18 protein-coding genes and 1 pseudogene are annotated in these 19,446 nt (G+C 69.7%); 8 read left to right on the plus strand and 11 right to left on the minus strand.

Annotation, left to right across the window (positions count from 1 at the left end; genetic code table 11):
- Positions 1 to 807, plus strand: a pseudogene (locus AB0J09_RS28920) (hypothetical protein); the annotation flags it as partial.
- 336 nt (positions 808 to 1,143) lie between these two features.
- Here the strand turns inward: AB0J09_RS28920 and AB0J09_RS28925 are convergent.
- The 4 genes from AB0J09_RS28925 to AB0J09_RS28940 form a co-directional block, all read right to left on the minus strand.
- Positions 1,144 to 2,052 (minus strand): ubiquitin-like domain-containing protein, encoded by a 909-nt coding sequence (locus AB0J09_RS28925; protein WP_360697763.1) that lies wholly within the window; start codon positions 2,050 to 2,052, stop codon positions 1,144 to 1,146.
- 81 nt (positions 2,053 to 2,133) lie between these two features.
- Entirely contained in the window at positions 2,134 to 2,988 is an 855-nt protein-coding gene (locus AB0J09_RS28930; protein ID WP_360697766.1) for a TatD family hydrolase, read from the minus strand.
- Positions 2,989 to 3,015: 27 nt separating this feature from the next.
- Entirely contained in the window at positions 3,016 to 4,797 is a 1,782-nt protein-coding gene (gene metG / locus AB0J09_RS28935; protein ID WP_360697769.1) for a methionine--tRNA ligase, read from the minus strand.
- 138 nt (positions 4,798 to 4,935) lie between these two features.
- A complete protein-coding gene (locus AB0J09_RS28940; RefSeq protein ID WP_360697772.1) occupies positions 4,936 to 6,156 on the minus strand; it encodes a glycosyltransferase family 2 protein in 1,221 nt (406 codons plus the stop codon).
- Between the two features lie 99 nt (positions 6,157 to 6,255).
- On the opposite strand from AB0J09_RS28940, the gene AB0J09_RS28945 reads away from it, so the two are divergent.
- Positions 6,256 to 7,803: a hypothetical protein gene (locus AB0J09_RS28945; RefSeq protein ID WP_360697775.1), complete on the plus strand. Its 1,548-nt coding sequence runs from the start codon at positions 6,256 to 6,258 to the stop codon at positions 7,801 to 7,803.
- Here AB0J09_RS28945 and AB0J09_RS28950 read toward each other — a convergent pair.
- Both AB0J09_RS28950 and rsmI read right to left on the minus strand, forming a co-directional pair.
- The gene (locus AB0J09_RS28950) at positions 7,739 to 9,328 is read right to left on the minus strand and encodes a phospholipid carrier-dependent glycosyltransferase (RefSeq protein ID WP_360697778.1); all 1,590 of its coding nucleotides are present in this window, start codon (positions 9,326 to 9,328) and stop codon (positions 7,739 to 7,741) included. The genes AB0J09_RS28945 and AB0J09_RS28950 overlap by 65 nt on opposite strands.
- Before the next feature lie 7 nt (positions 9,329 to 9,335).
- Positions 9,336 to 10,184: a 16S rRNA (cytidine(1402)-2'-O)-methyltransferase gene (gene rsmI / locus AB0J09_RS28955; protein ID WP_360697781.1), complete on the minus strand. Its 849-nt coding sequence runs from the start codon at positions 10,182 to 10,184 to the stop codon at positions 9,336 to 9,338.
- An 88-nt stretch (positions 10,185 to 10,272) separates the two neighbouring features.
- Here rsmI and AB0J09_RS28960 point away from each other — a divergent pair, with 88 nt between their 5' ends.
- Complete coding sequence (locus tag AB0J09_RS28960) at positions 10,273 to 11,904, plus strand: phospholipid carrier-dependent glycosyltransferase (protein WP_360697784.1); 1,632 nt, start codon at positions 10,273 to 10,275, stop codon at positions 11,902 to 11,904.
- Between the two features lie 113 nt (positions 11,905 to 12,017).
- Positions 12,018 to 13,202 carry a hypothetical protein gene (locus tag AB0J09_RS28965; RefSeq protein ID WP_360697787.1) on the plus strand — a complete coding sequence of 395 codons (1,185 nt, stop codon included), beginning with the start codon at positions 12,018 to 12,020 and terminating at the stop codon, positions 13,200 to 13,202.
- Here AB0J09_RS28965 and AB0J09_RS28970 read toward each other — a convergent pair.
- Positions 13,194 to 13,589, minus strand: a complete 396-nt coding sequence (locus AB0J09_RS28970) for a MerR family transcriptional regulator (protein ID WP_360697790.1) — start codon at positions 13,587 to 13,589, stop codon at positions 13,194 to 13,196. The two genes, AB0J09_RS28965 and AB0J09_RS28970, sit on opposite strands and share 9 nt — an antisense overlap.
- A gap of 78 nt (positions 13,590 to 13,667) precedes the next feature.
- Here AB0J09_RS28970 and AB0J09_RS28975 point away from each other — a divergent pair, with 78 nt between their 5' ends.
- Together AB0J09_RS28975 and AB0J09_RS28980 are read left to right on the plus strand one after the other, a co-directional pair.
- Positions 13,668 to 14,429, plus strand: coding sequence for an MBL fold metallo-hydrolase (locus tag AB0J09_RS28975; RefSeq protein ID WP_360697793.1), 762 nt, complete (start codon positions 13,668 to 13,670; stop codon positions 14,427 to 14,429).
- 14 nt (positions 14,430 to 14,443) lie between these two features.
- On the plus strand, positions 14,444 to 15,376 hold the full coding sequence (locus AB0J09_RS28980) for a DUF5996 family protein (RefSeq protein ID WP_360697796.1): 933 nt from the start codon (positions 14,444 to 14,446) through the stop codon (positions 15,374 to 15,376).
- A 199-nt stretch (positions 15,377 to 15,575) separates the two neighbouring features.
- On the opposite strand, the gene AB0J09_RS28985 is transcribed toward AB0J09_RS28980, so the two are convergent.
- Together AB0J09_RS28985 and AB0J09_RS28990 are read right to left on the minus strand one after the other, a co-directional pair.
- On the minus strand, positions 15,576 to 15,770 hold the full coding sequence (locus AB0J09_RS28985; protein WP_360697798.1) for a hypothetical protein: 195 nt from the start codon (positions 15,768 to 15,770) through the stop codon (positions 15,576 to 15,578).
- Positions 15,767 to 16,423, minus strand: coding sequence for a helix-turn-helix domain-containing protein (locus AB0J09_RS28990; protein ID WP_360697801.1), 657 nt, complete (start codon positions 16,421 to 16,423; stop codon positions 15,767 to 15,769). Before AB0J09_RS28990 ends, AB0J09_RS28985 begins: the two co-directional genes overlap by 4 nt.
- Before the next feature lie 75 nt (positions 16,424 to 16,498).
- On the opposite strand from AB0J09_RS28990, the gene AB0J09_RS28995 reads away from it, so the two are divergent.
- Positions 16,499 to 17,131 carry a class I SAM-dependent methyltransferase gene (locus AB0J09_RS28995; protein ID WP_360697804.1) on the plus strand — a complete coding sequence of 211 codons (633 nt, stop codon included), beginning with the start codon at positions 16,499 to 16,501 and terminating at the stop codon, positions 17,129 to 17,131.
- Positions 17,132 to 17,301: 170 nt separating this feature from the next.
- Here AB0J09_RS28995 and AB0J09_RS29000 read toward each other — a convergent pair whose 3' ends face one another.
- Both AB0J09_RS29000 and AB0J09_RS29005 read right to left on the minus strand, forming a co-directional pair.
- On the minus strand, positions 17,302 to 18,573 hold the full coding sequence (locus tag AB0J09_RS29000; protein ID WP_360697807.1) for a DUF6596 domain-containing protein: 1,272 nt from the start codon (positions 18,571 to 18,573) through the stop codon (positions 17,302 to 17,304).
- A gap of 8 nt (positions 18,574 to 18,581) precedes the next feature.
- Complete coding sequence (locus AB0J09_RS29005; protein WP_360697810.1) at positions 18,582 to 18,998, minus strand: YciI family protein; 417 nt, start codon at positions 18,996 to 18,998, stop codon at positions 18,582 to 18,584.
- A gap of 83 nt (positions 18,999 to 19,081) precedes the next feature.
- On the opposite strand from AB0J09_RS29005, the gene AB0J09_RS29010 reads away from it, so the two are divergent.
- On the plus strand, positions 19,082 to 19,426 hold the full coding sequence (locus AB0J09_RS29010) for an alpha/beta fold hydrolase (protein ID WP_360697813.1): 345 nt from the start codon (positions 19,082 to 19,084) through the stop codon (positions 19,424 to 19,426).
- Positions 19,427 to 19,446: the final 20 nt, after the last annotated feature.

Here is a 19,446-nt window from a genome sequence, read left to right on the forward strand (position 1 = left end):
CAGCCGCAGCGGTTCGCCCACTTCGGCTGGTCGCTGGCCGCGCGCGGCGACCTGGTGGCCGTCAGCGCGCCGTACGAGGACGAGGCCCAGCTCCTGGACGCGGGCGCCGTCTACGTACGCAAGGGCGCGGGCCGGCTGCGCAGGATCAGCCAGGAGTCCGACGACGTGCGGGGCAACAGCGAGGTCGGCGACCAGTTCGGCTGGTCCATGACGTTCGGGCAGAAGAACGAGCTGGTCGTCGGGGTCCCGTACGAGAACGACGACGGCGCGGGCCGCCAGGTGGAGACCGGCAAGATCGACTCGGGCTCGGTCGTCTTCATCGAGGACGTACTGGCGCCCAAGCTCACGACGTTGAAGCTGGACTCGCCGACCGACGTCTCCGGCGACCGGTACGGCTACGCGGTGGCGTACGCCGAGGGCTCCGGGTACGCATTGAGCTCGCCGGGCGCCGGGTACGTGCAGCTGCTCGACCCCGGGCGGAGGCCCACGAGGAGGGTGACGCAGGGGGGCAAGCAGGCTTTCGGGTTCTCGATGGCCGCCTCGGCCGACGGCAGGCTGGCCATCGGCGCGCCCTACGGGGGCGGCGTCCGGGTGATCTCCTGGAAGAACGCCGCCGAGGACAGGAGGCTGCCCGCCGGCGACGGGCTGTTCGGCTGGTCGGTGGCCTTCAGCGGCAACAAGCTCTTCGTGGGACAGCCGGATGCGCAGCCGTACGGGCGGGTCTCGGTGGCCGGACGCAACGCCGACGCCCTCCAGCCGATCCAGCCCGCCAAGGGCGCCGACTTCGGCGCGTCGGTGTCCGGCTAGCACCTCCGTCTGAGGGAGGGCGGAACGAACCCGCCGACGCGGCGCGCCCCTCTCCCGCGCACCCAGCAAGGCTCCGGCGGAGTCGTCCCGCTGCGATCGTCCGTCCCGCCGACGCAGCCGGACCGTCCCACCTCCCCTCCTCCGAAGGACCCCAGCCACGGTCGGTGGAGTCGTCCCGCCGCGGTGGGCTCCGCGGCCGACGTGGGCCAAGGTCCTTGGGAGTGGAAGAAGGCGGATTCGGGCCGGGATGGTGAGAGGAAGCGGGCGACCCAGAACCAGGGCCGGGGGGAGAAAAGGGCAGGCGGGCCCAGGACCGGGTTCCAGAGCCCGCCGGGGTCAGCCGGACAGGTGGTCGCCGCAGGTCGGCCACTGGCTCTGCCACCGGCCACCCACCTGCTGGTAGAGGACCTGCGCCCGGTACGTCTGCTCCTCCACCGGCCAACTACTGGGCAACCCCATCCCGCCCGTCGCCTCCCACACAGGCAAGCTGAACTGGTACATCCCGTAGTAGGGCCCGTCCGGGTTGTACGCCTGGGGGTCGCCGTTGGCCATGCACTGGGCCAGTGCCTGCCAGTCGAGCGCCATGACGTCCGGCCGGATCGGGATGGTGTGCGGCGGCGCGACCGTGATGACGGTCCCGTCCTTGGGGAAGCTGTCGAGCGGCGGAGTCACCACGTAGCCGCGGCGCAGCGGGACGCGATTCTGCCTGAGCACCTCGCGTACCGTCCTGGCAGTGGTGCGCGAGGTGATCCGGGTGGTGCCCGCGACCACGTACACCTTGCGCCTGGTGTAGAAGGTGAGCCTCATCCCCGACAGCGGCACCGCGTCGTCCGGCGGCGCGGACGCCCGGCCGGCCGCCGGGGTGAGGGCGAGCTCGCTCAGGGCGTCGCCGACGTTCGTGGCGGTGACCATGTGCCTGCTGGTGTGGCCGTCCAGGGTCAGGGTGATCGGGCGCGCATGGCGTACCTCGATGGTGGATCCGTCGGCGACGTCCTCCTCCACGGCCGGGTGTACGACGTCGCCGTAGCCCACTGACACGCCGGCCTCGGCGAGGACCTCCTGCACGGTCCCCGCGAACGCGCGGACCTCCGTGCTATGGCCGTCGACGATCACGACGACGTCTTTCGCCACGAACGACACCGCCACGAGTGCCCCCAGCGCCGCGGCGCCCGCCAGGCACACGACAGGCGCCCACGGTGAGCGCCAGGGGATCGGCGGACGCGGCGCACGCCTCTTTCCTCGCACGAACCACCTCCGGTACGGTCAGGACCGCCCGAACGTTAGCGGCGCGTTACTCTCCGCATCCACAGGTTCACCAAAAGATGGTCACCACTCGCCGAAGACTGTGACTCCGTTGACGCTGATCGCCTCACACAACTGGTCCGGCTGGACCCCCTTGACCTCCGCCAGGCAGCGCAGGGTGAGAGGGATGAGGTAAGGGGCGTTGGGCTTGCCCCGGTACGGGACCGGCGGCAGATAGGGGGCGTCGGTCTCGACCAGCATGAGCTCCTGGGGCGCGGTGTGGGCGGCCTCTCGGAGGTAGGCGGCGTTCTTGTACGTGACAGGCCCGGAGAAGGACATGAAATATCCGGCTTCGACGCACTTTTTCGCCATTTCGGCGTCGCCCGAGAAGCTGTGGAAGACGACCTTGTCCGGCGCGCCCTCCTCGCTCAGCACCTTGAACACGTCGTCATGGGCGTCGCGGTCGTGGATGACCAGGGCCTTGCCCGTGCGCTTGGCGATCTCGATGTGCGCGCGGAAGCTCGCGTGCTGGTCTTCCTTGCTCGCCCAGTCGCGGTAGTAGTCGAGCCCGGTCTCCCCCACCGCGCGCACTGCGGGCTGCCGAGCCAGCCTCTCGATCTCGGCCAGGACCTCCGGGGTGGCCTCGTGGGCCTCGTTGGGGTGGATGGCCACCCCGGCGTACACGCCTTCCTGCTCGGCCGCCACCTCCGCGTTCCACCTGGATGACTTCAGGTCGTAGCCGATCGTGACCAGCCGCGTCACGCCGACCGCTCTGGCGTCCTCGAGGATGCCGCGCACGCTGGCCTCCGCCGCCTGCGCGGCCTGCGCCACCGGGTCACCGGACGACGCCTGCCGGTTGCCGACCATGATGTCGAGATGGCAGTGGCTGTCGAACACAGGGGCGGAAAGCGGCTCGGGCGCGGTGGGAAGCTTGGTCACGGCTTCTAAAGTAGCCGCCGCGGCTGATCACTGACCCAGCCGGGCCAGCTCCTCGTCCACGACCTTCGGGTCGAGCTTCTTGAACAGCGGCACGGGCGGCGCGAGCGGTATGCCCGGCTTGATCGGCCGGTGCTCCCAGCGGGCCGCCCCGTCGTAGTCGCCGGTGATCACCGGGTACGGGGTGCCGCCGTCCTCGTCGACCTCGCGCATCTCCGGCATGCCGGACCACACGCCCTCGCCGCCGAGCATGGCGAAGACCTTGTTGGACGAGCTGGGCAGGAACGGCGTGAGCATCGTCTTGGCGTCGTCGACGACCTGGAGCGCGACGTGCAGGATGGACTTCTGCCGCTCCGGGTCCTCCTTGAGCTTCCACGGCTCCTGCTCGGCCAGGTATTTGTTGGCCTCGCGGACCACGTCGAACGCCTCGGTGATCGCGTTCTTGAAGCGGGACCTGTTCAGCTCCGCGCCCACCGGCGCGAACGCCTTACGCGAGCGCTCCAGCAGCGCCCGGTCGGCGTCGGTCAGGTCGCCCGGCTCGGGCACGGCCCCGAAGTTCTTCGCGGCCATCGAGATCGAGCGATTGACCAGATTGCCCCAGGCTGCCACCAACTCGCCGTTATTGCGGTTGACGAACTCCTGCCAGGTGAAGTCGGTGTCCTGGTTTTCCGGGCCTGCCACCGCGATGTAGTAGCGCAGCGCGTCCGCGTCGTAACGCGCCAGGAAATCCCGTACGTAAATAACTACTTGCCGCGACGAGGAGAACTTCTTGCCCTCCATGGTCAGGAACTCGCTCGACACCACCTCGGACGGCACGTTCAGCGCCCCGAGCGAGCCGGGCGAGCCATCGCGGGCACCCTGCCCGCTGTAGCCGAACAGCATCGCCGGCCAGATCTCGGCGTGGAAGACGATGTTGTCCTTGCCCATGAAGTAGTAGCCGCGGGCGTCAGGGTTCTGCCACCACTCGCGCCACGCGTCGGGGTCGCCCGAGCGCCTGGCCCACTCGATGGAGGCCGACAGGTATCCGATCACCGCGTCGAACCAGACGTACAGCCGCTTGTTGGGCTGGTCGCGCCAGCCGTCGAGCGGGATGGGCACGCCCCAGTCGAGGTCGCGGCTGATCGCGCGCGGCTGCAGGTCGCCGAGCAGGTTGAGCGCGAACTTCAGCACGTTGGGCCGCCACTCGCCCTGCTTGGACTGCAGGTAGGAGCCGAGCACCTCGGCGAAGGCGGGCAGGTCGAGCATGAAGTGCTCAGTCTCGACGAACGCGGGGGTCTCGCCGTTGATGCGGCTCTTGGGATTGATCAGCTGGATCGGGTCGAGCTGGTTGCCGCAGTTGTCGCACTGGTCGCCGCGCGCGCCGTCGTAGCCGCAGATGGGGCAGGTGCCCTCGATGTAGCGGTCGGGCAGCGTGCGGCCGGTCGACGGCGAGATCGCCCCCATCGTGGTCCTGGGGAAGATATAGCCGTTGTCGTAGAGACCCTTGAAGATCTGCTGGGTGATGGCGTAATGGTTTTTCGTCGTGGTCCTGGTGAACAGGTCGTAGGAGAGCCCGAGCCCGGTCAGGTCCTCGGCGATGACGCGGTTGTAGCGGTCGGCCAGCTCCCTGGCGCTCACGCCCTCCTTGTCGGCCTGCACCTGGATGGGCGTGCCGTGCTCGTCGGTGCCTGACACCATCAGCACCTTGTTGCCCGCCATCCGCTGGTAGCGGCTGAAGACGTCGGACGGCACGCCGAATCCGGAGACGTGGCCGATGTGGCGGGGGCCGTTAGCGTAGGGCCACGCGACGGCTGTCAAGATGTGCTGCGACATAGTCCTAAGCCTACGGGTCTCCCATCCCGCCTCGAACCCACTTCCCCCACACGACACGTCCCTCTCTTGCGGGCCACCGGTGCAACGCGAACGGCGCCCACTCAGTGGGCGCCGCGATGATGGGAGGGGGCAAGGAGGTCAGTGCTTGGAGTCCTCGAGGGAGACCGCTTCCGCGGCCTCCTCGGCGGCCTTGGCGGCGACGTCGATGGAGCTCTCCCGGGTGCGCCGGATGCCCAGGATGCTGACGAACAGCGAGGCGAAGATCGTCTGGAAGCTCATGATCAGCGCGGTGGCGGAGGGCACCACGATACGCAGCGACTCCCGCGGGTCCAGCTCGCCGAAGCTGCGCACCTGCCAGTGCACCAGCGACATCACCAGGCCGACCAGACCGGCCAGCGCCAGCAGTCCGCCGACGACGAGCCCCTTCTCCAGGCTCACCACATCGATCAGCTTGCGGATGCGCGGCGACTCCGGCAGGAAGCCCTCCTCGGCCGCGTACACCTTCGTGAACACCGCGAACAGCGCCGCCTGGAAGCCGATCACCACCAGCGCGGACGACCCGACCAGGGTGTCGACGTCGAAGGCCAGCTCGCCGATCTCCACCGGCCCGAACGTCAGCGCCGTCCCCACGATCAGGCCCAGGATCATCATGAGGACGCCTGGGTAGAAGAACAGCCACTTCGGGCTGTAGAGGAGCAGGAAGCGCAGGTGGCGCCAGCCGTCGCGCCACGAGCGCAGGTGCGGCGGGCGGGAGCGGCCGTCGGGCGAGAGCGTCGTGGGGACCTCGCGCACGTCGAGCCCCGACAGCGTGGAGCGCACCACCATCTCGGAGGCGAACTCCATGCCGCCCGTCTGCAGCTGCAGCCGCAGGATCGAGTCGCGCCGGAAGCCGCGCAGGCCGCAGTGGAAGTCACCGATCGCCGACGGGAAGAACAGCCGGCCGACGAAAGACAACACCGGGTTGCCCAGGTAGCGGTGGAGCGGTGGCATGGCGCCAGGGGCGATGCCGCCCCTGAAGCGGTTTCCCATCACCAGGTCGGCACCGTCGCGCAACTGCTCGACGAACGGCAGCAGCGAGGTGAAGTCATAGGAGTCGTCGGCGTCGCCCATGATGACGTATTGGCCGCGCGCCGCCCTGATCCCGCCCATGAGGGCGTTGCCATAGCCCTTCTCGTCGACGTGGACCACGCGGGCTCCGGCGTCGCGGGCAAGCTGTTGAGAGCCGTCCGTGCTGCCGTTGTCGGCGATCAGGACCTCGCCCTCGATGCCGTGCTCCTCCATGCACGCCAGTGCTTTGCGTACACAGACTTCCACGGTCTCCGCCTCGTTGAGGCAGGGCATGACCACCGTCAGTTCCACGTGTCTACCCTTCAGTTAAGGCTATTCCAGTCAACCATCATGCCCTGTGCCCACACCTGTTCGGGTCAAGACCCAAAAACGACTGGCATTCTTTACAGCATGGTGAGCGTCGCGGAGATTACCCCTGTGGACCACTCCGCCCCTGGCCGGGCAGCTCGCGCGCTGTCCATGTTGCGCCGGCATCGAGTGTTCGCCGCAGCGTTCGGCGTCGGCGCCGTGCTGCGGCTCATCACCATGCTCGGCTACGGCCCAGCCATGTGGTTCAACGACTCGTACGAGTACGTCTCGGTGGCGCTGCACCCGAGGCCGCACCCGATCAGGCCCGACGGCTACAGCTTCTGGCTGCTGCTGCTCAAGCCGTTCCACAGCTTCGCGCTGGCCGTCTTCACCCAGCACCTGATGGGCCTGGCCACGGCCTGCCTGATCTACGCCCTGCTGCGGATCAAGTTCAGGCTGCCGAAGTGGGGCGCCACGCTGGCGGCGGCCCCGGCGCTGTTCGACGCGTACCAGATCCAGCTCGAGCAGATGGTGATGTCCGACACCATGTTCACGCTGCTCGTGGTGGGCGTGATCACGCTGGTGCTGTGGAAGCGGCGGCTGTCGTGGCGGGCGGGCGTGGTGGTCGGCCTGCTGCTGGCGCTGACGTGGCTGACGCGCTCGATCGGCCTGCCGATCCTGGCGCTGGTGGTGCTCTACCTGCTGGTCAAGCGGACCGGCTGGCGCCCGATCACCGCCGTCATCACCGCCTCCATGATCCCGGTGATCGCCTACATGGGCTGGTTCGCCTCCGCGTACGGGAAGTTCGCGATGACCAACAGCGACGGCCTCATCCTTTACATGCGCACGGCCATCTTCGCCGACTGCAACAAGATGCACATCGACAAGTACAAGGAGGTCCAGCTCCTGCTGCTGTGCATCAACGACCCGGTCAGCCAGCGCAAGGACTACGCCCAGTGGTACCTGTGGGGTCAGGGCAACGGCGACGGCACGGGCACCGGCGAGGTGCTGCACCGGTGGGGCGTCAACAAGAAGTTCAGCGAGATCACCAACGACGCCGCCAGCGCGTTCGCCACGCGGGCGATCCTGTCGCAGCCCGGCGACTACCTGAAGGTGGTCACCCGTGACTTCTTCCGCTCGTTCCACTGGTCGCGGCCGCGGTTCCCGGACGAGTCGACGTACAACATGTACCAGTTCAAGCCGTACTACGACATCGACGAGAACGGCCAGCCCAAGCGGCTGCCGAAGTGGCCGTCGTACCAGGGCGGCAGGACCGACACCGACGCGTTCAGCTACGAGCAGGGCCCGCCGGAGACGCGGATCGTGCACCCGTGGGCCGACATCATGAGCGGCTACCAGAAGGTGTTCTACCTGCGCGGCATCATGCTCGGCGGGATCCTGCTGATCGGCCTGTACGGCGTCGCGGTCAGGTGGCGCAAGTTCGGCGGCCCGGTGGTGCTGCCGTGGCTGGGCTCGGTCGGGCTGCTGCTCGCTCCGGCGGCGACGGCGGAGTTCGACTACCGGTACGTGCTTCCGGCGGTCCCCCTGGCCTGCATCGCGGCGGCGATCACGCTGCGCCGGGGCATCACTTGGGCGCGCTGGTCACCCAGGAGCTCATCAGCATCCGAGCCCACCACTCTCCGTGTGTGATCGTCTCGGCGGTCAGCACCGGATAGAGCCACCAGAAGTTGATCAGCACGATGAGCGCGAACGCCCCCACCGCCGCGGCCCCGACCGCCCGCCGGGCCGCGGGGGCGTTCTGCCTGCCCAGCACCAGCCCCGCCACCAGCACGAGCGCCAGCACCATGAACGGCACGACGGGGATCATGTAGAACAGGTACATCGTGCGGTTGTCGGCGATGGCGTAGTAGAACCACGGCAGCCATCCGGCCGCGAACCCCAGCAGCGTCGCCCCCGCCCGCCAGTCGCGCGTGGCCACGTACCAGGCGACGAGGCCGATCAGCGCCAGTAGCGCGGCGTACCACAGGGCCGGGGTGCCGACGCCGTGCACGGCCTGTGAGCACTCGCTCGCCCCGCACGCCGACGGCGGCACGTTCGCCGGGTAGTAGAAGGAGACCGGCCGGATCAGCAGCGGCCACGACCACGGCTCCGACATGTACGGGTGGTATTCGTGCAGGTTGCTGTGGTAGCCGAGCACCTCCACCTGGTACTTCAGCCACGACCGCACCGAGTCGATCACGAAGAACACCGGCCCGGACGAGGTGGCCTGGTCCCAGTTGCGCCCCCATCCGCCCGAGGTGGCGAACCATCCGGTCCACGACGTCACGAACGTCACCGCGGGCACGATCGCCATCGCCGCGAACGCGCCGGGCAGGTCGTACGAGAAGGTCCCCCGGTACGGCCCGCGCAGGCCCAGTGCCCGCCTGGCCCCCATGTCCCACAGCAGGCTCATGATCGCGAACGCGATCAGGAAGAAGATCCCCGACCACTTCACCGCGCACGCGGCCCCCAGGCAGAACCCGGCGGCGAGCCGCCACGGCCTGAACCCCAGCCGCGGCCCCAGCTCGGAGACCGGGCTGCGCTCGTACCAGTCGGCCAGCCGCTGTCGCGCCCAGTCACGGTCGGTCACCAGGCAGGCGAACGCGGCCAGCACCCAGAACATCAGGAAGATGTCCAGCAGCGCCGTGCGCGACAGGACCAGGTGAAGTCCGTCGAGCGAGAGCAGCAGCCCGCCCAGGCATCCCAGCAGTGTCGAGCGCGTCATCCTGCGCGCCACCCTGGCCATGATCAGGATGGACAGCGTGCCGACCAGGGCCGCGACGAAGCGCCAGCCGAACGGGTTCATCCCGAACAGCCACTCCCCCACGCCGATCATCCACTTGCCCAGCGGCGGATGCGCCACGAACGAGGCGCAGTCGTCCGGCTGCGGGCAGTGCTTGAAGATGTCGAGGTTGCCGGCCATGAGGCGCCGGTCGGCGATCGGGTCTTTGGCGTCGCCGAGCATGGTCCGTTCGACGCCGTACCGGAGCAGCGAGTACGCGTCCTTGGCGTAGAACGTCTCGTCGAAGACGACGGCGTTGGGCTCGCCGAGCCTGATGAAGCGCAGGATGCCGCCGAAGAGCGCGACCAGGAGCGGCCCGGCCCAGCCCACCAGGGCGGTCCCCTGCATCGGCGGGACCAGTCGCTGCGCGGAAACCCCCCAGCTCCTCACCATGCGCACCCTATGGCGTAGGAGATCTCCTGTGAACCAGGTCATACAGCTCTCGTTTGGGGATCCCCGCCGCCTTGGCCACCTCGGCGACGGCGAACTTGCGCTGCGCGCCCTCGGCGACCCTGCGGTCCACCTCGGCGACCAGCTCGTCGAGGTCCGGCTCACCCTCGCCCGGCACGTGCCCCGCGACCACGACGGTGATCTCGCCCTTGACGCCCTTGGCGGCCCACTCGGCCAGCTCGCCGAGCCCACCCCGCCGAACTTCCTCGTACGTCTTGCTCAGCTCGCGGCACACGGCGGCCTGCCGGTCGGGGCCGAACGCCTCGGCCATGGCCTCCAGGGAGGTCGCCAGCCGGTGGGGCGCCTCGAAGAAGACCATCGTGCGCTCCTCGCCCGCCAGGGCGGACAGGCGGCGGGCCCGGTCGCCCGGCTTACGCGGGGGGAAGCCCTCGAAGCAGAACCGGTCGCTGGCCAGCCCTGACACGGCCAGCGCCGTGGTGACCGCGCTGGGCCCCGGCAGCGCGGTGACCGTGATGCCCTCGTCGACCGCGAGGCGCGTCAGCCGGTAGCCGGGGTCGGAGACGCCCGGCATGCCGGCGTCCGTGATGACCACGACCGTGCGGCCCTCTTTGAGCGTCTCGAGAAGTTCGCGGGCCCTGCCGGCTTCGTTCTGGTCGTAGTAGGACACCACCCGGCCGGTGATCTCCACACCCAGCTCGGCGGCGAGCCTGCGCAGACGCCTGGTGTCCTCGGCGGCCACCACGTCGGCGCTCTGGAGCACCTCCCGCAGCCGTGGCGAGACGTCGCCCGCCTGGCCGATAGGGGCTCCTGCCAGCACCAACTTGCCGTTTACAGTCACCTGACCATTGTTGCAGGGCATCCCAATTAACCGCGTTTCTACGACGTTCCTGCGTTTGCTGTCCCCTTGAGGCCCGTACGATGTCCGAATGGCGGTGACCGATTCCCCGTACCAGGCCTACGAGAACTCGGAGGCCGGCGAGAGCCTCCCTCAGGCGCGGTCCGTGCGCGATCGGCTCGTGCCGCCCATGCGCGGCAGCGTCCTTTGGGGCTGGGTGGGCCCGCTGCTGGTCACCCTCTTCGGCGCCGTCCTGCGCTTCATGAACCTGGGCCATCCCAAGGCCGTGGTGTTCGACGAGACGTACTACATGAAGGACGCGTTCTCGCTGCTCACCTGGGGCGTCGAGCGGACCACGATCAAGGACGCCGACAAGGCGATCATCGCCGGCAACACCGACATCTGGCAGTCGTGCACCTCCGCGACCCTCGACAAGTGCGCCTCCTACGTCGTGCACCCGCCGCTGGGCAAGTGGATGATCAGCATCGGCGAGTGGCTGTTCGGGCTCAACCCGTTCGGCTGGCGCTTCGCCGCGGCGCTGATCGGGTCGCTGTCGATCCTCATCCTGGCCAGGGTGGCCCGCAGGATGACGCGTTCGACGCTGCTCGGCTGCTTCGCGGGCCTGCTGCTGGCCCTCGACGGCCTGCACTACGTGCTGTCGCGCACGGCGCTGCTGGACATCTTCCTGATGTTCTGGGTGCTGGCCGCGTTCGCCTGCCTGGTGGTCGATCGCGACCAGGCCCGGGAGCGGCTCGTGACCTGGTACGAGACCTCGCCCATATCCCAGCACGGGCCGTCGCTGGGGATCAGGTGGTGGCGCATCGCGGCCGGGGTCTGCCTGGCCTTCTCGATGTCGGTCAAGTGGTCGGGGCTGGCGTTCGCGGTGGCGTTCGCGATCATGTCCGTGCTGTGGGACTTCGGCGCTCGCCGGGCCGTGGGGCTGCGGCATCCGTACGTGGGCGCGTTCAACAAGGACCTGCCGCAAGGGGTCCTGGCGTTCGCGGTGGTGCCGTTCGTGACGTACATGGCCACCTGGACGGGCTGGTTCGTCAACGCGACGGGCTACGGGCGCAACTGGGCCCAGGCGACCTCGTCAGGGCCGGCGTTCTTCGTCTTCGACTCGATGCGGTCGTGGATCAAGTACCAGTGGCAGGTCTACACGTTCCACAGCGGGCTGGAGTCCTCCCATCCGTACATGTCCGAGCCCTGGCAGTGGCCGCTGCTGCTGCGTCCCGTCGCCTTCTACTACGAGGGCAGGCAGGGCACCTGCGGCGTCAAGGACTGCTCCGAGGCGGTGCTGGGCGTGGGCACGCCGGTGATCTGGTTCGGGGCGGTGGCCGCGCTGGTGACCCTGATCGGCTGGTACGTCTCCTCGCGCGACTGGCGGGCGGGGGCCGTGCTGCTGTCGTACGCCATGGGCCTGGTCCCCTGGATCTACTTCGCGATCGCCGACAACCGCACGATGTTCCTGTTCTACGCCATTCCGATGGTGCCGTTCATGGTGCTGGCCATCACGTTGTGCGCCGGGCTGCTGATAGGGACGTCGAAACCGACGGCCACGGGCGAGACGCCGACGCGGCGTATCGTCGGGGCCGCCGCCGTCGGCGCCTTCGCACTGCTCGCGCTGATCAACTTCTGGTGGCTGCACCCGATCCTGTCCGCAGACCTGATCCCGTACACCGAATGGAAGGCGCGTATGTTGTTCGAAAAACGGTGGATATAACCGGCTTACCGTCCGAACATTAGTGGTTTCTTAGGGTAGTCGCCTTGCAAGACCCAATACGCACCGGATTCGGTCATCGTCAGGCCAGGGGTCGATACGGCAAACTTCGGGGCATGAGTGCACCGGATGTCACCGCCCTCCTCGCCGAGTTGGAGCGCTCGCAACCGGAGCTGGCCGAGGAGGCCAGGACCGCCGTCGAATGGCTGACGGGCGGGGAACCGTTGGAGACGGTGACCCAGCTCGACGTCTGTGAGTTCCTCTGGTACACGTTGCCGCTCAAGGTGGGCGGCGACCACGAGCGCCTGGCACGTTCGCTCGGGCAGCTGCTCCAGCTCGGTGGTTTGGAGCGTTACGCCGCTTTGTGCGTGTCACCCACGACCCTCAACATCCTGCGCACATACGCCCGCGAGGGCGAGGACGCGGGCACCAGCGCCTACCAGCAGGCGCTGGACGCCACCGGCGTGCTCCCGCCCGACGTGCCCGAGCTGCAGTGGAGCATGATCATGGGCCCCGAGGAGCTGGGCGCGCACATCGCCTGCTCCGCCGCCCTGGAGCTGGCGATCGTCGCCGGCGAGAACGTCGAGCGCACGGCGCTCACCCGCCGCTGGCTCACCGAGCCCCGCGCCGAGCTGGGCGGCGACAGCTGGCTCAACCGGGTGCACGGCGAGCGGCTCAACCGCTGGGTGCTGGGGCGCGGCCCGGCCAGGCGGGAGCTGGCCCAGCCGTTCGAGGTCCGGCTGCACGCGCCCGTGGCCCCGCAGCCCATACCCGCTCTGCACCGGCTGCTCTCCCTGGCCGCCTCGGAGGAGAGCCTGCCGCTGCGGCTGGCGCCCTCGCCAGAGGCGCTCAGGCTGCGCGAGCTGGCCGAACGCGAGCTGGGCGCGATCAGCCGCGACGGCGCGCGGCTGGCCATCACCGACTATGGCAGGCGGCTGCTCAAGTCACGCTCGGCCATGTGGTCGGCGGTGACCAGGCTGCTGCTGGCGCGAGGCGAGCACGAGTTCGAGGTGTCGGCGCGCGAGGCCGCGCTGATGCTGCTCGCCGACGGCGCGCTGATGTCGCCCGCCAAGCTGCGCGAGCGGGTGGCGAAGGTGGTCGGCGGCGAGGGCTGGCATCCGACCACGAACGTGGAGGACGTGGCCGCGCCGGTGGCCGACCTGATCTCGCAGCTCACCGCTCTGGGGCTGGCGTTCAGCGACGATCTGGCCGTACGGATGGACCGCTCCGGCCAGCTCGCGGCCCTGGCGGCTCTTCGTGCCCACGCCCTGCGACCGAGGAAGTACGTCAGCTCAGGATGACACCTGGCGCACCGCCTGCTTGAACTCGGGACACTCGATGAGCGGGTCGTGGTCGCAGGTCACCGCGTGGCGCAGGCTGTCACGCAGCCGGGTGAGCTGTGCGACCCGCTCGGAGACCTCGCGCTCCTTGGCGGCCATGCGCTCGCGCAGTGTCGCGTCGGACGGCCGGGCCCGCAGGAACTCGGCGATCTCCGACAGCGTGAACCCCGCGTCGCGGGCGCAGGCGATCAACGCCAGGCGCTCCAGTGTCTCCGGGCGGTACGCGCGGCGCAGGCCGTTGCGCCCCTCTGCCTGGATGAGCCCCTTGCGCTCGTAGAACCGCAGCGCCGACGCGGCCAGCCCGCTCTCCCTGGCCACCTCGCCTATGTCGATCAACGTGTCGTCCACGACCTGGCTCCTTGACTTGAACCGCGCTTCAAGTCGCAGTCTAGTCGCATGCGAATTCACCATCTGAACCTCGCGTCTATGCGCGAGATCGAGTCCCTCGACGGCCGGCCGGCGGCGCGTGCCGTGTGCCACGCGCTGCTGATCGAGACGCCCTCCTCCGGACTCGTCCTGGTCGAGACCGGACTGGGTCTCGACGACGTGGCCGAGCCCCGCGAAATGCTGGAGCACGAGTGGACGGAGCTCGTCCAGCCGCTGCTCTCCCCCGCTGAGACGGCCGTACGGCAGGTCGCCGCGCTCGGGCACGACCCGCGCGACGTACGGCACATCGTGCTGACCCACCTGGACGTCGACCACAGCGGCGGCCTGCCCGACTTCCCGGATGCCCAGGTGCACGTCATGGAGGCCGAGCTGGAGGACGCCATCGACCAGGCCCCGAACCGCCGCTACCGCCCGGGCCACTGGGCGCACTCGCCGAAATGGGTGACCTATCCGGGCACGGGCACACGGTGGCTGGGCGTGGACGGCGTACGACCGCTGACGGGGCTGCCCGAGGACATCCTGCTCGTGCCGCTCGACGGGCACACGCGCGGGCACGCGGGGGTGGCGGTCAACGACGGGGACCGCTGGCTGCTGCACGCGGGGGACGCGTACTTCTACCACGGCGAGCTGGACCGCCGGCCCCAGCCACATCCGCTGATGGACGTCGTGCAGGTCAGCGCCCAGGTCGATCCGGAGCGCAGGATGTCGAGCCAGGAACGCCTGCGCTCGCTCGCACACGACCACGGGGTCGCGGTCTTCTCCGCCCATGACCCCTGGGAACTGTCCGATTACATAGGGTAGTTATCATTGGCGGCATGGAACTGTTCCCGGCCATGCCGCTGGCCGAATGGGCCGAGACCAAGGAGACCTTCCACAGGTTCGCGCAGATCGTGGGGAAGATCCGGCTGTCGTCGAGCAACCGGCGCAACCACTGGTGGCAGGTGCCCTTCCATCCGACCGGGCGCGGGCTCACCACGCGGCCGATGGGCGGGCTGAGCGAGCAGCCGCTGTTCAGCATCGACTTCGACCTCGTACGCCATCGGCTGGTGGTGGACGTGCTCGACGGGCGCAGCGCCGAGTTCAGCCTGATCGGGCGGTCGGTGGCGTCGTTCTACGAGCGGCTCTTCGAGACGCTGGCGGGGCTGGGGATCCGGCCGGAGATCTGGGCGGTGCCGTTCGACCTCAGCGACGACACGCCGTTCGCCCAGGACACCCGGCACGCCCAGTACGACCCGGTGCTGATCAACCGCTACTGGCGGATCCTGTCGCAGGTGGCGCAGCTCCTCGACCGCTTCGCCGCGGGCTTCGCCGGGAAGATCTCGCCGGTGCACCACTACTGGCACACGTTCGACATCGCGGTCACGCGGTTCACCGGGCGTGTGGGCCGGGTCTCGCCGGACGCCGACCCCGTCACCCGGGAGGCGTACAGCCGGGAGGTCATCAGCGCGGGCTTCTGGTTCGGTGACAAGGAGCGGCCGTGGCCCGCGTTCTACTCCTACACCGCGCCGGAGCCCGCGGGCCTGGAGCGCGAGCCGCTGCGGCCCGGCGAGGCCGAGTGGCTGCCGGCACACGGCGGCCACCTGGCGATCCTGCGGTACGACGACGTCCGCGCGATGGGGAATCCGGTCGCGGGCGTGCTGGAGTTCCTGGAGAGCGCCTATCAGGCGGGCGCCAAGCTGACCGGACTGGACACGGAGGCGGTGGCCTCTCCCGGCGGCATAACGGACCTCTACTACGCGAAACACTGAGCGCCCGCCCTCCGAGGAGGACGGGCGCTCAACGCGTGAGTACCGGTGTGCAGGTCGCCTCTCGGCGAAACGCTCAACGCGGCTCCAGCCGAACGGTAGTCCGCGAAGGCAATAGGTGAGGCCCGGGGACACTGGACACACCGGCCACGGTCTATGTAACCACACCTGCCCGCCGAACATTCCCCGACGCGACGCGAATTTAGCCGGCCTGTCCAGATCGGGCGGGGACGCCGACCGGGCCGGCGACGGCGACGTCACGCGCGAGGAGGACGGCGGCGAGCGCGAGCAGCCCCGCCACACCGCCGATCCAGGCGACGATGGAGCCCACCCCGGCGGCGGTGATCCTGGGGCCGGTGCGGCTGCGGGGCGCGAGGTCCTCGTAGAGGTCCGTCACTCGGCCTCATCGGCTCTCAGCGCGCCGTGCAGGAAGAGGTCCACCAGTTCGGCCGAGGTCAGCGGGGAGGGTCCCCGGCCGGCCGCCATGACCAGGAACTGGAACGCCTCGGCCAGGCGCTCGGGGTCGAGCCTGAGGCTGTCGCGCTCGGGCTCGAACAGCCCGACCAGCACCTCCCGGGTCGCCGCCATGGACTCCTCCCGCCCGGAGAACCTCCGCCCCTCTCCCCCGGCCGCACCGCGCTCCTCTGAGGACTCCCCGCCGCCGCCCAGCAGGCGGGGGTCGCGGCGGAGGCCGCCCGAGGCGGCGAGCGCGCCGGCGACGGCGCCCATCCGGGCCAGGTAGCCGCGCAGCGCCTCCGACGCCTCGACCAGCCGCTCCTCCAGCGGCAGGTCCAGCGAGATCGACGCCACATGCGCGAGCGTGTCGTCGGGGCGCAGCGCCTCCGCCATGCACGCGGCCAGCAGCGCGTCCTTGTCGCCGAAGGCACGGAAGATCGTGCCCTCGCCGATGCCCGCCGCGCGGGCGACCTGGGCGGTGGTCACCGAGGTGCCGTACTCCACCACCAGAGGAAGGGCCGCTCTGACGATCATCTCTCGGCGCTGCTCCGGGCTCATCGCCGGCGCACGCCGCCGGCTCGTCGGGTTCGTCATGCCTTCGAGAGTACGGAGTGAGTACTCACTCCGTCAATCCCCGTTTGACTTCACCCAGGCGGTTACCTGGAAGACATGGGGAACACGTCCTGGGTCAGGGGCGGGCCCGTCGATTCGCCCTTCGCCCTGCCCACCGGCCTGCTCGGCCACCTGGCGGGGCTCTTCATGCTGTTGACCAACCGCCAGGCCGAGCTCCTGCCCTGCCTCGGCATAAGGCCCGGCGAACAAGTTCTGGAGGTCGGGTACGGCCCGGGCGGCCTCCTCAGGCTGCTCGGCAGGACACCCGCCGCGCGGGTGTGCGGCGTGGACCCGTCACCCGAGATGCGTTCGCAGGCCACCCGCCGGGCAAAGGAGGCCGACCTGCGGGTGGGGACCGCGGAGGACACCGGATTCCCCGGCGAGAGCTTCGACTGCGTGGTCGCGGTGAACAACGTGGCGCTCTGGCCCGACCTGGACGCCGGCCTGCGGGAGCTGCGCCGAGTGACCCGCCCCGGCGGCCGGGTGGTCATCGCCTGGCACGGCGGCGCGTCTCCTTCCCTGATCGCCCGCCACCTGCTGCTGTCCGAGGACGAGCTGGACCGGATCCGGCGCGCGTTGGAGGAGACGTTCGACGAGGTCGAACGGAAAGAACTGAAGAGCCTGACGGTGTTCCGGGCTAGGGTGATCGCCCATGGCGACGGTCCTGGCGTTCCACGCGCATCCGGATGACGAGGTGTTCCTGACCGGCGGCACGCTGGCCCGCGCAGCCGCCGAGGGCCACCGCGCGATGGCCGGAGTTCGCCGAGCACGTCGACACCGAGCGGCTGACGGTGCCGCAGGTGGCCGACCGGGTCGCGGCCTCGGCCGGCCTGACCCTGGCGCCCAACACCGACGGCCCGCTACGCCATCGGCTGCGGCGGATCGGGATCAGCCTGCGGCACGTCAGGTTCGACTGAGAGTCGCGCGATCTTGCCGTGCAGGTAGCGCTGCTGCGGGAAGCTGGTCGTGCGCCTGGCGGCCTCCTCGTAGGAGACGCGTGCGGCCGCGTGATCGCCGGCCATCTCCAGCAGGTGCCCGCGCACCGCGTGCAGCCGGTGGTCGCCCATGAGGGGCTCTTGGAGCCGTTCCAGCAGGTGGAGGCCCGCGAGGGGGCCGCGTGCCATGGCCACGGCGACGGCGTGGTTGAGCGCCACCATGGGGTTGCCGGAGATGCGCATCAGCAGCTCGTACAGCGCCACGATCTGGGGCCAGTCGGTCTCCTCCGCGGTCGGCGCCTCGTCGTGCACCGCCGCGATGGCCGCCTGGAGCTGGTACGGGCCGGGTGAGCCCCGCTTGAGCGCGTCGGTGACGAGTTCGATGCCCTCCTTGATGGAGTGGGCGTTCCACAGGCCGCGGTCCTGCTCGGCCATCGGGATCAGCGCGCCGTCGGGTCCCGTGCGCGCCGGTCGCCGCGCGTCGGTGAGCAGCATGAGCGCGAGCAGCCCCGCCACCTCGGGATCGCCGGGGAGCAGCCGGTGCACCATGCGGGCCAGCCTGATCGCCTCCGCGGCCAGCTCCGTGCGCTGCAGGTCGGGCCCCGACGTGCTGGCGTACCCCTCGTTGAAGATCAGGTACAGTACGTGCAGCACCGCGCCGAGCCGTTCCCCGCGCTCTTCGGCCCTGGGCAGCCTGAAGGGCAGGCCGCTGTCCTTGACGCGCTGCTTGGCCCGGGTGATGCGGCGCGTCATGGTGCCCTCGGGCACCAGGAACGCGCGGGCGATCTCCGCGGTGGTCAGGCCACCGACCGCGCGCAGGGTGAGCGCGATCTGCGAGGCCGGCGACAGCGACGGGTGGCAGCACATGAACAGCAGGACGAGCGTGTCGTCCGCGCCGGAGACCGGCTGGTCGGCGGCCGGGGCCAGCCATTCGTCCGGCAGCCTCCAGGCCGCCACGGTGTCCTCGCGGCGCCGGCGCGCCTGCTCGCCGCGGAGCAGGTCGGTCAGCCGGCGTGAGGCCACGATGATCAGCCAGGCCCGCGGATTGTCCGGTACGCCCTCCTCCGGCCACTGCAGCGCGGCCGCCAGCAGCGCTTCCTGGGTGGCGTCCTCGGCGGTGGCGAAATGCCCGTAGCGCCGTACAACCGCACCGAGGACCTGCGGCGCCAGCTCGCGCAGCAGGTCCTCGGTCTCCACGCCGTCGATCAGAACCCCAGGTCCGCGCTGGATTCGATGACGGGCCGGACGTCGGCATAGAGGGTGTCGCCGGGATCGCCAAGGTACGGGCACTGCCCCAGACGGGCGGCGATCTCGGTGGCCCGGTCGAAGCTCTCGCATTCCACGACCCAGTAGCCGGCCAGCACCTCCTGGGTCTCGGCGTACGGCCCGTCGGTCACGAACGCCTCACCGCCGCGTGAGCCGAGCCTGCGGGTGTGCACGGGAGCGGCGAGCGCGCGCGTCTCCACCAGCTCGCCCGACTCCTCCAGCTCCTTGTTGAACGCCTCCATGAACTGGTGCATGGCCGCCACAGCCTCCCCGGACCAGCCTGACCGGCCGGTGTCCTTGCCAGCCATGGCGTCGTAGTCCTGCTGGGACCCGTACGAAAGGATCATGTACTTCATGGCGATCGCGTCCTCTCTCGTGTGCCTCTCACCAGGTACGTCGGGGCCACGCCCGGTCACCGGACACCTCTACGATGCTAAGCATGCCTTTTGCGACAGCCGTGGACGGCGTCAAGCTGTCCTACCAGGTCCGCGGCGGCGGGCAGCCCCTCGTGCTCCTGCAAGGACAGGCCAACAACCACCACTGGTGGGATCCCGTACGCGCCGACTTCGAGGAGACCTTCCGCACCATCACGTTCGACTACCGCGGCACGGGCGACAGCGACAAGCCCGACGAGCCGTATGCCACGCGCGGCTTCGCCACCGACGTGCTGGCCGTGCTCGACGAGCTGGGTGTGGAGCGGGCGCACGTGTACGGGACGTCGATGGGCGGCCGGGTGGCCCAGTGGCTAACGCCGCCTTCTCCTGGGGCGGACCCGCCCTGCTGATCAAGACCATCGAGTCGCTC

The organism is Nonomuraea sp. NPDC049784 (assembly GCF_040659615.1).
Classification (GTDB): Bacteria; Actinomycetota; Actinomycetes; order Streptosporangiales; family Streptosporangiaceae; genus Nonomuraea.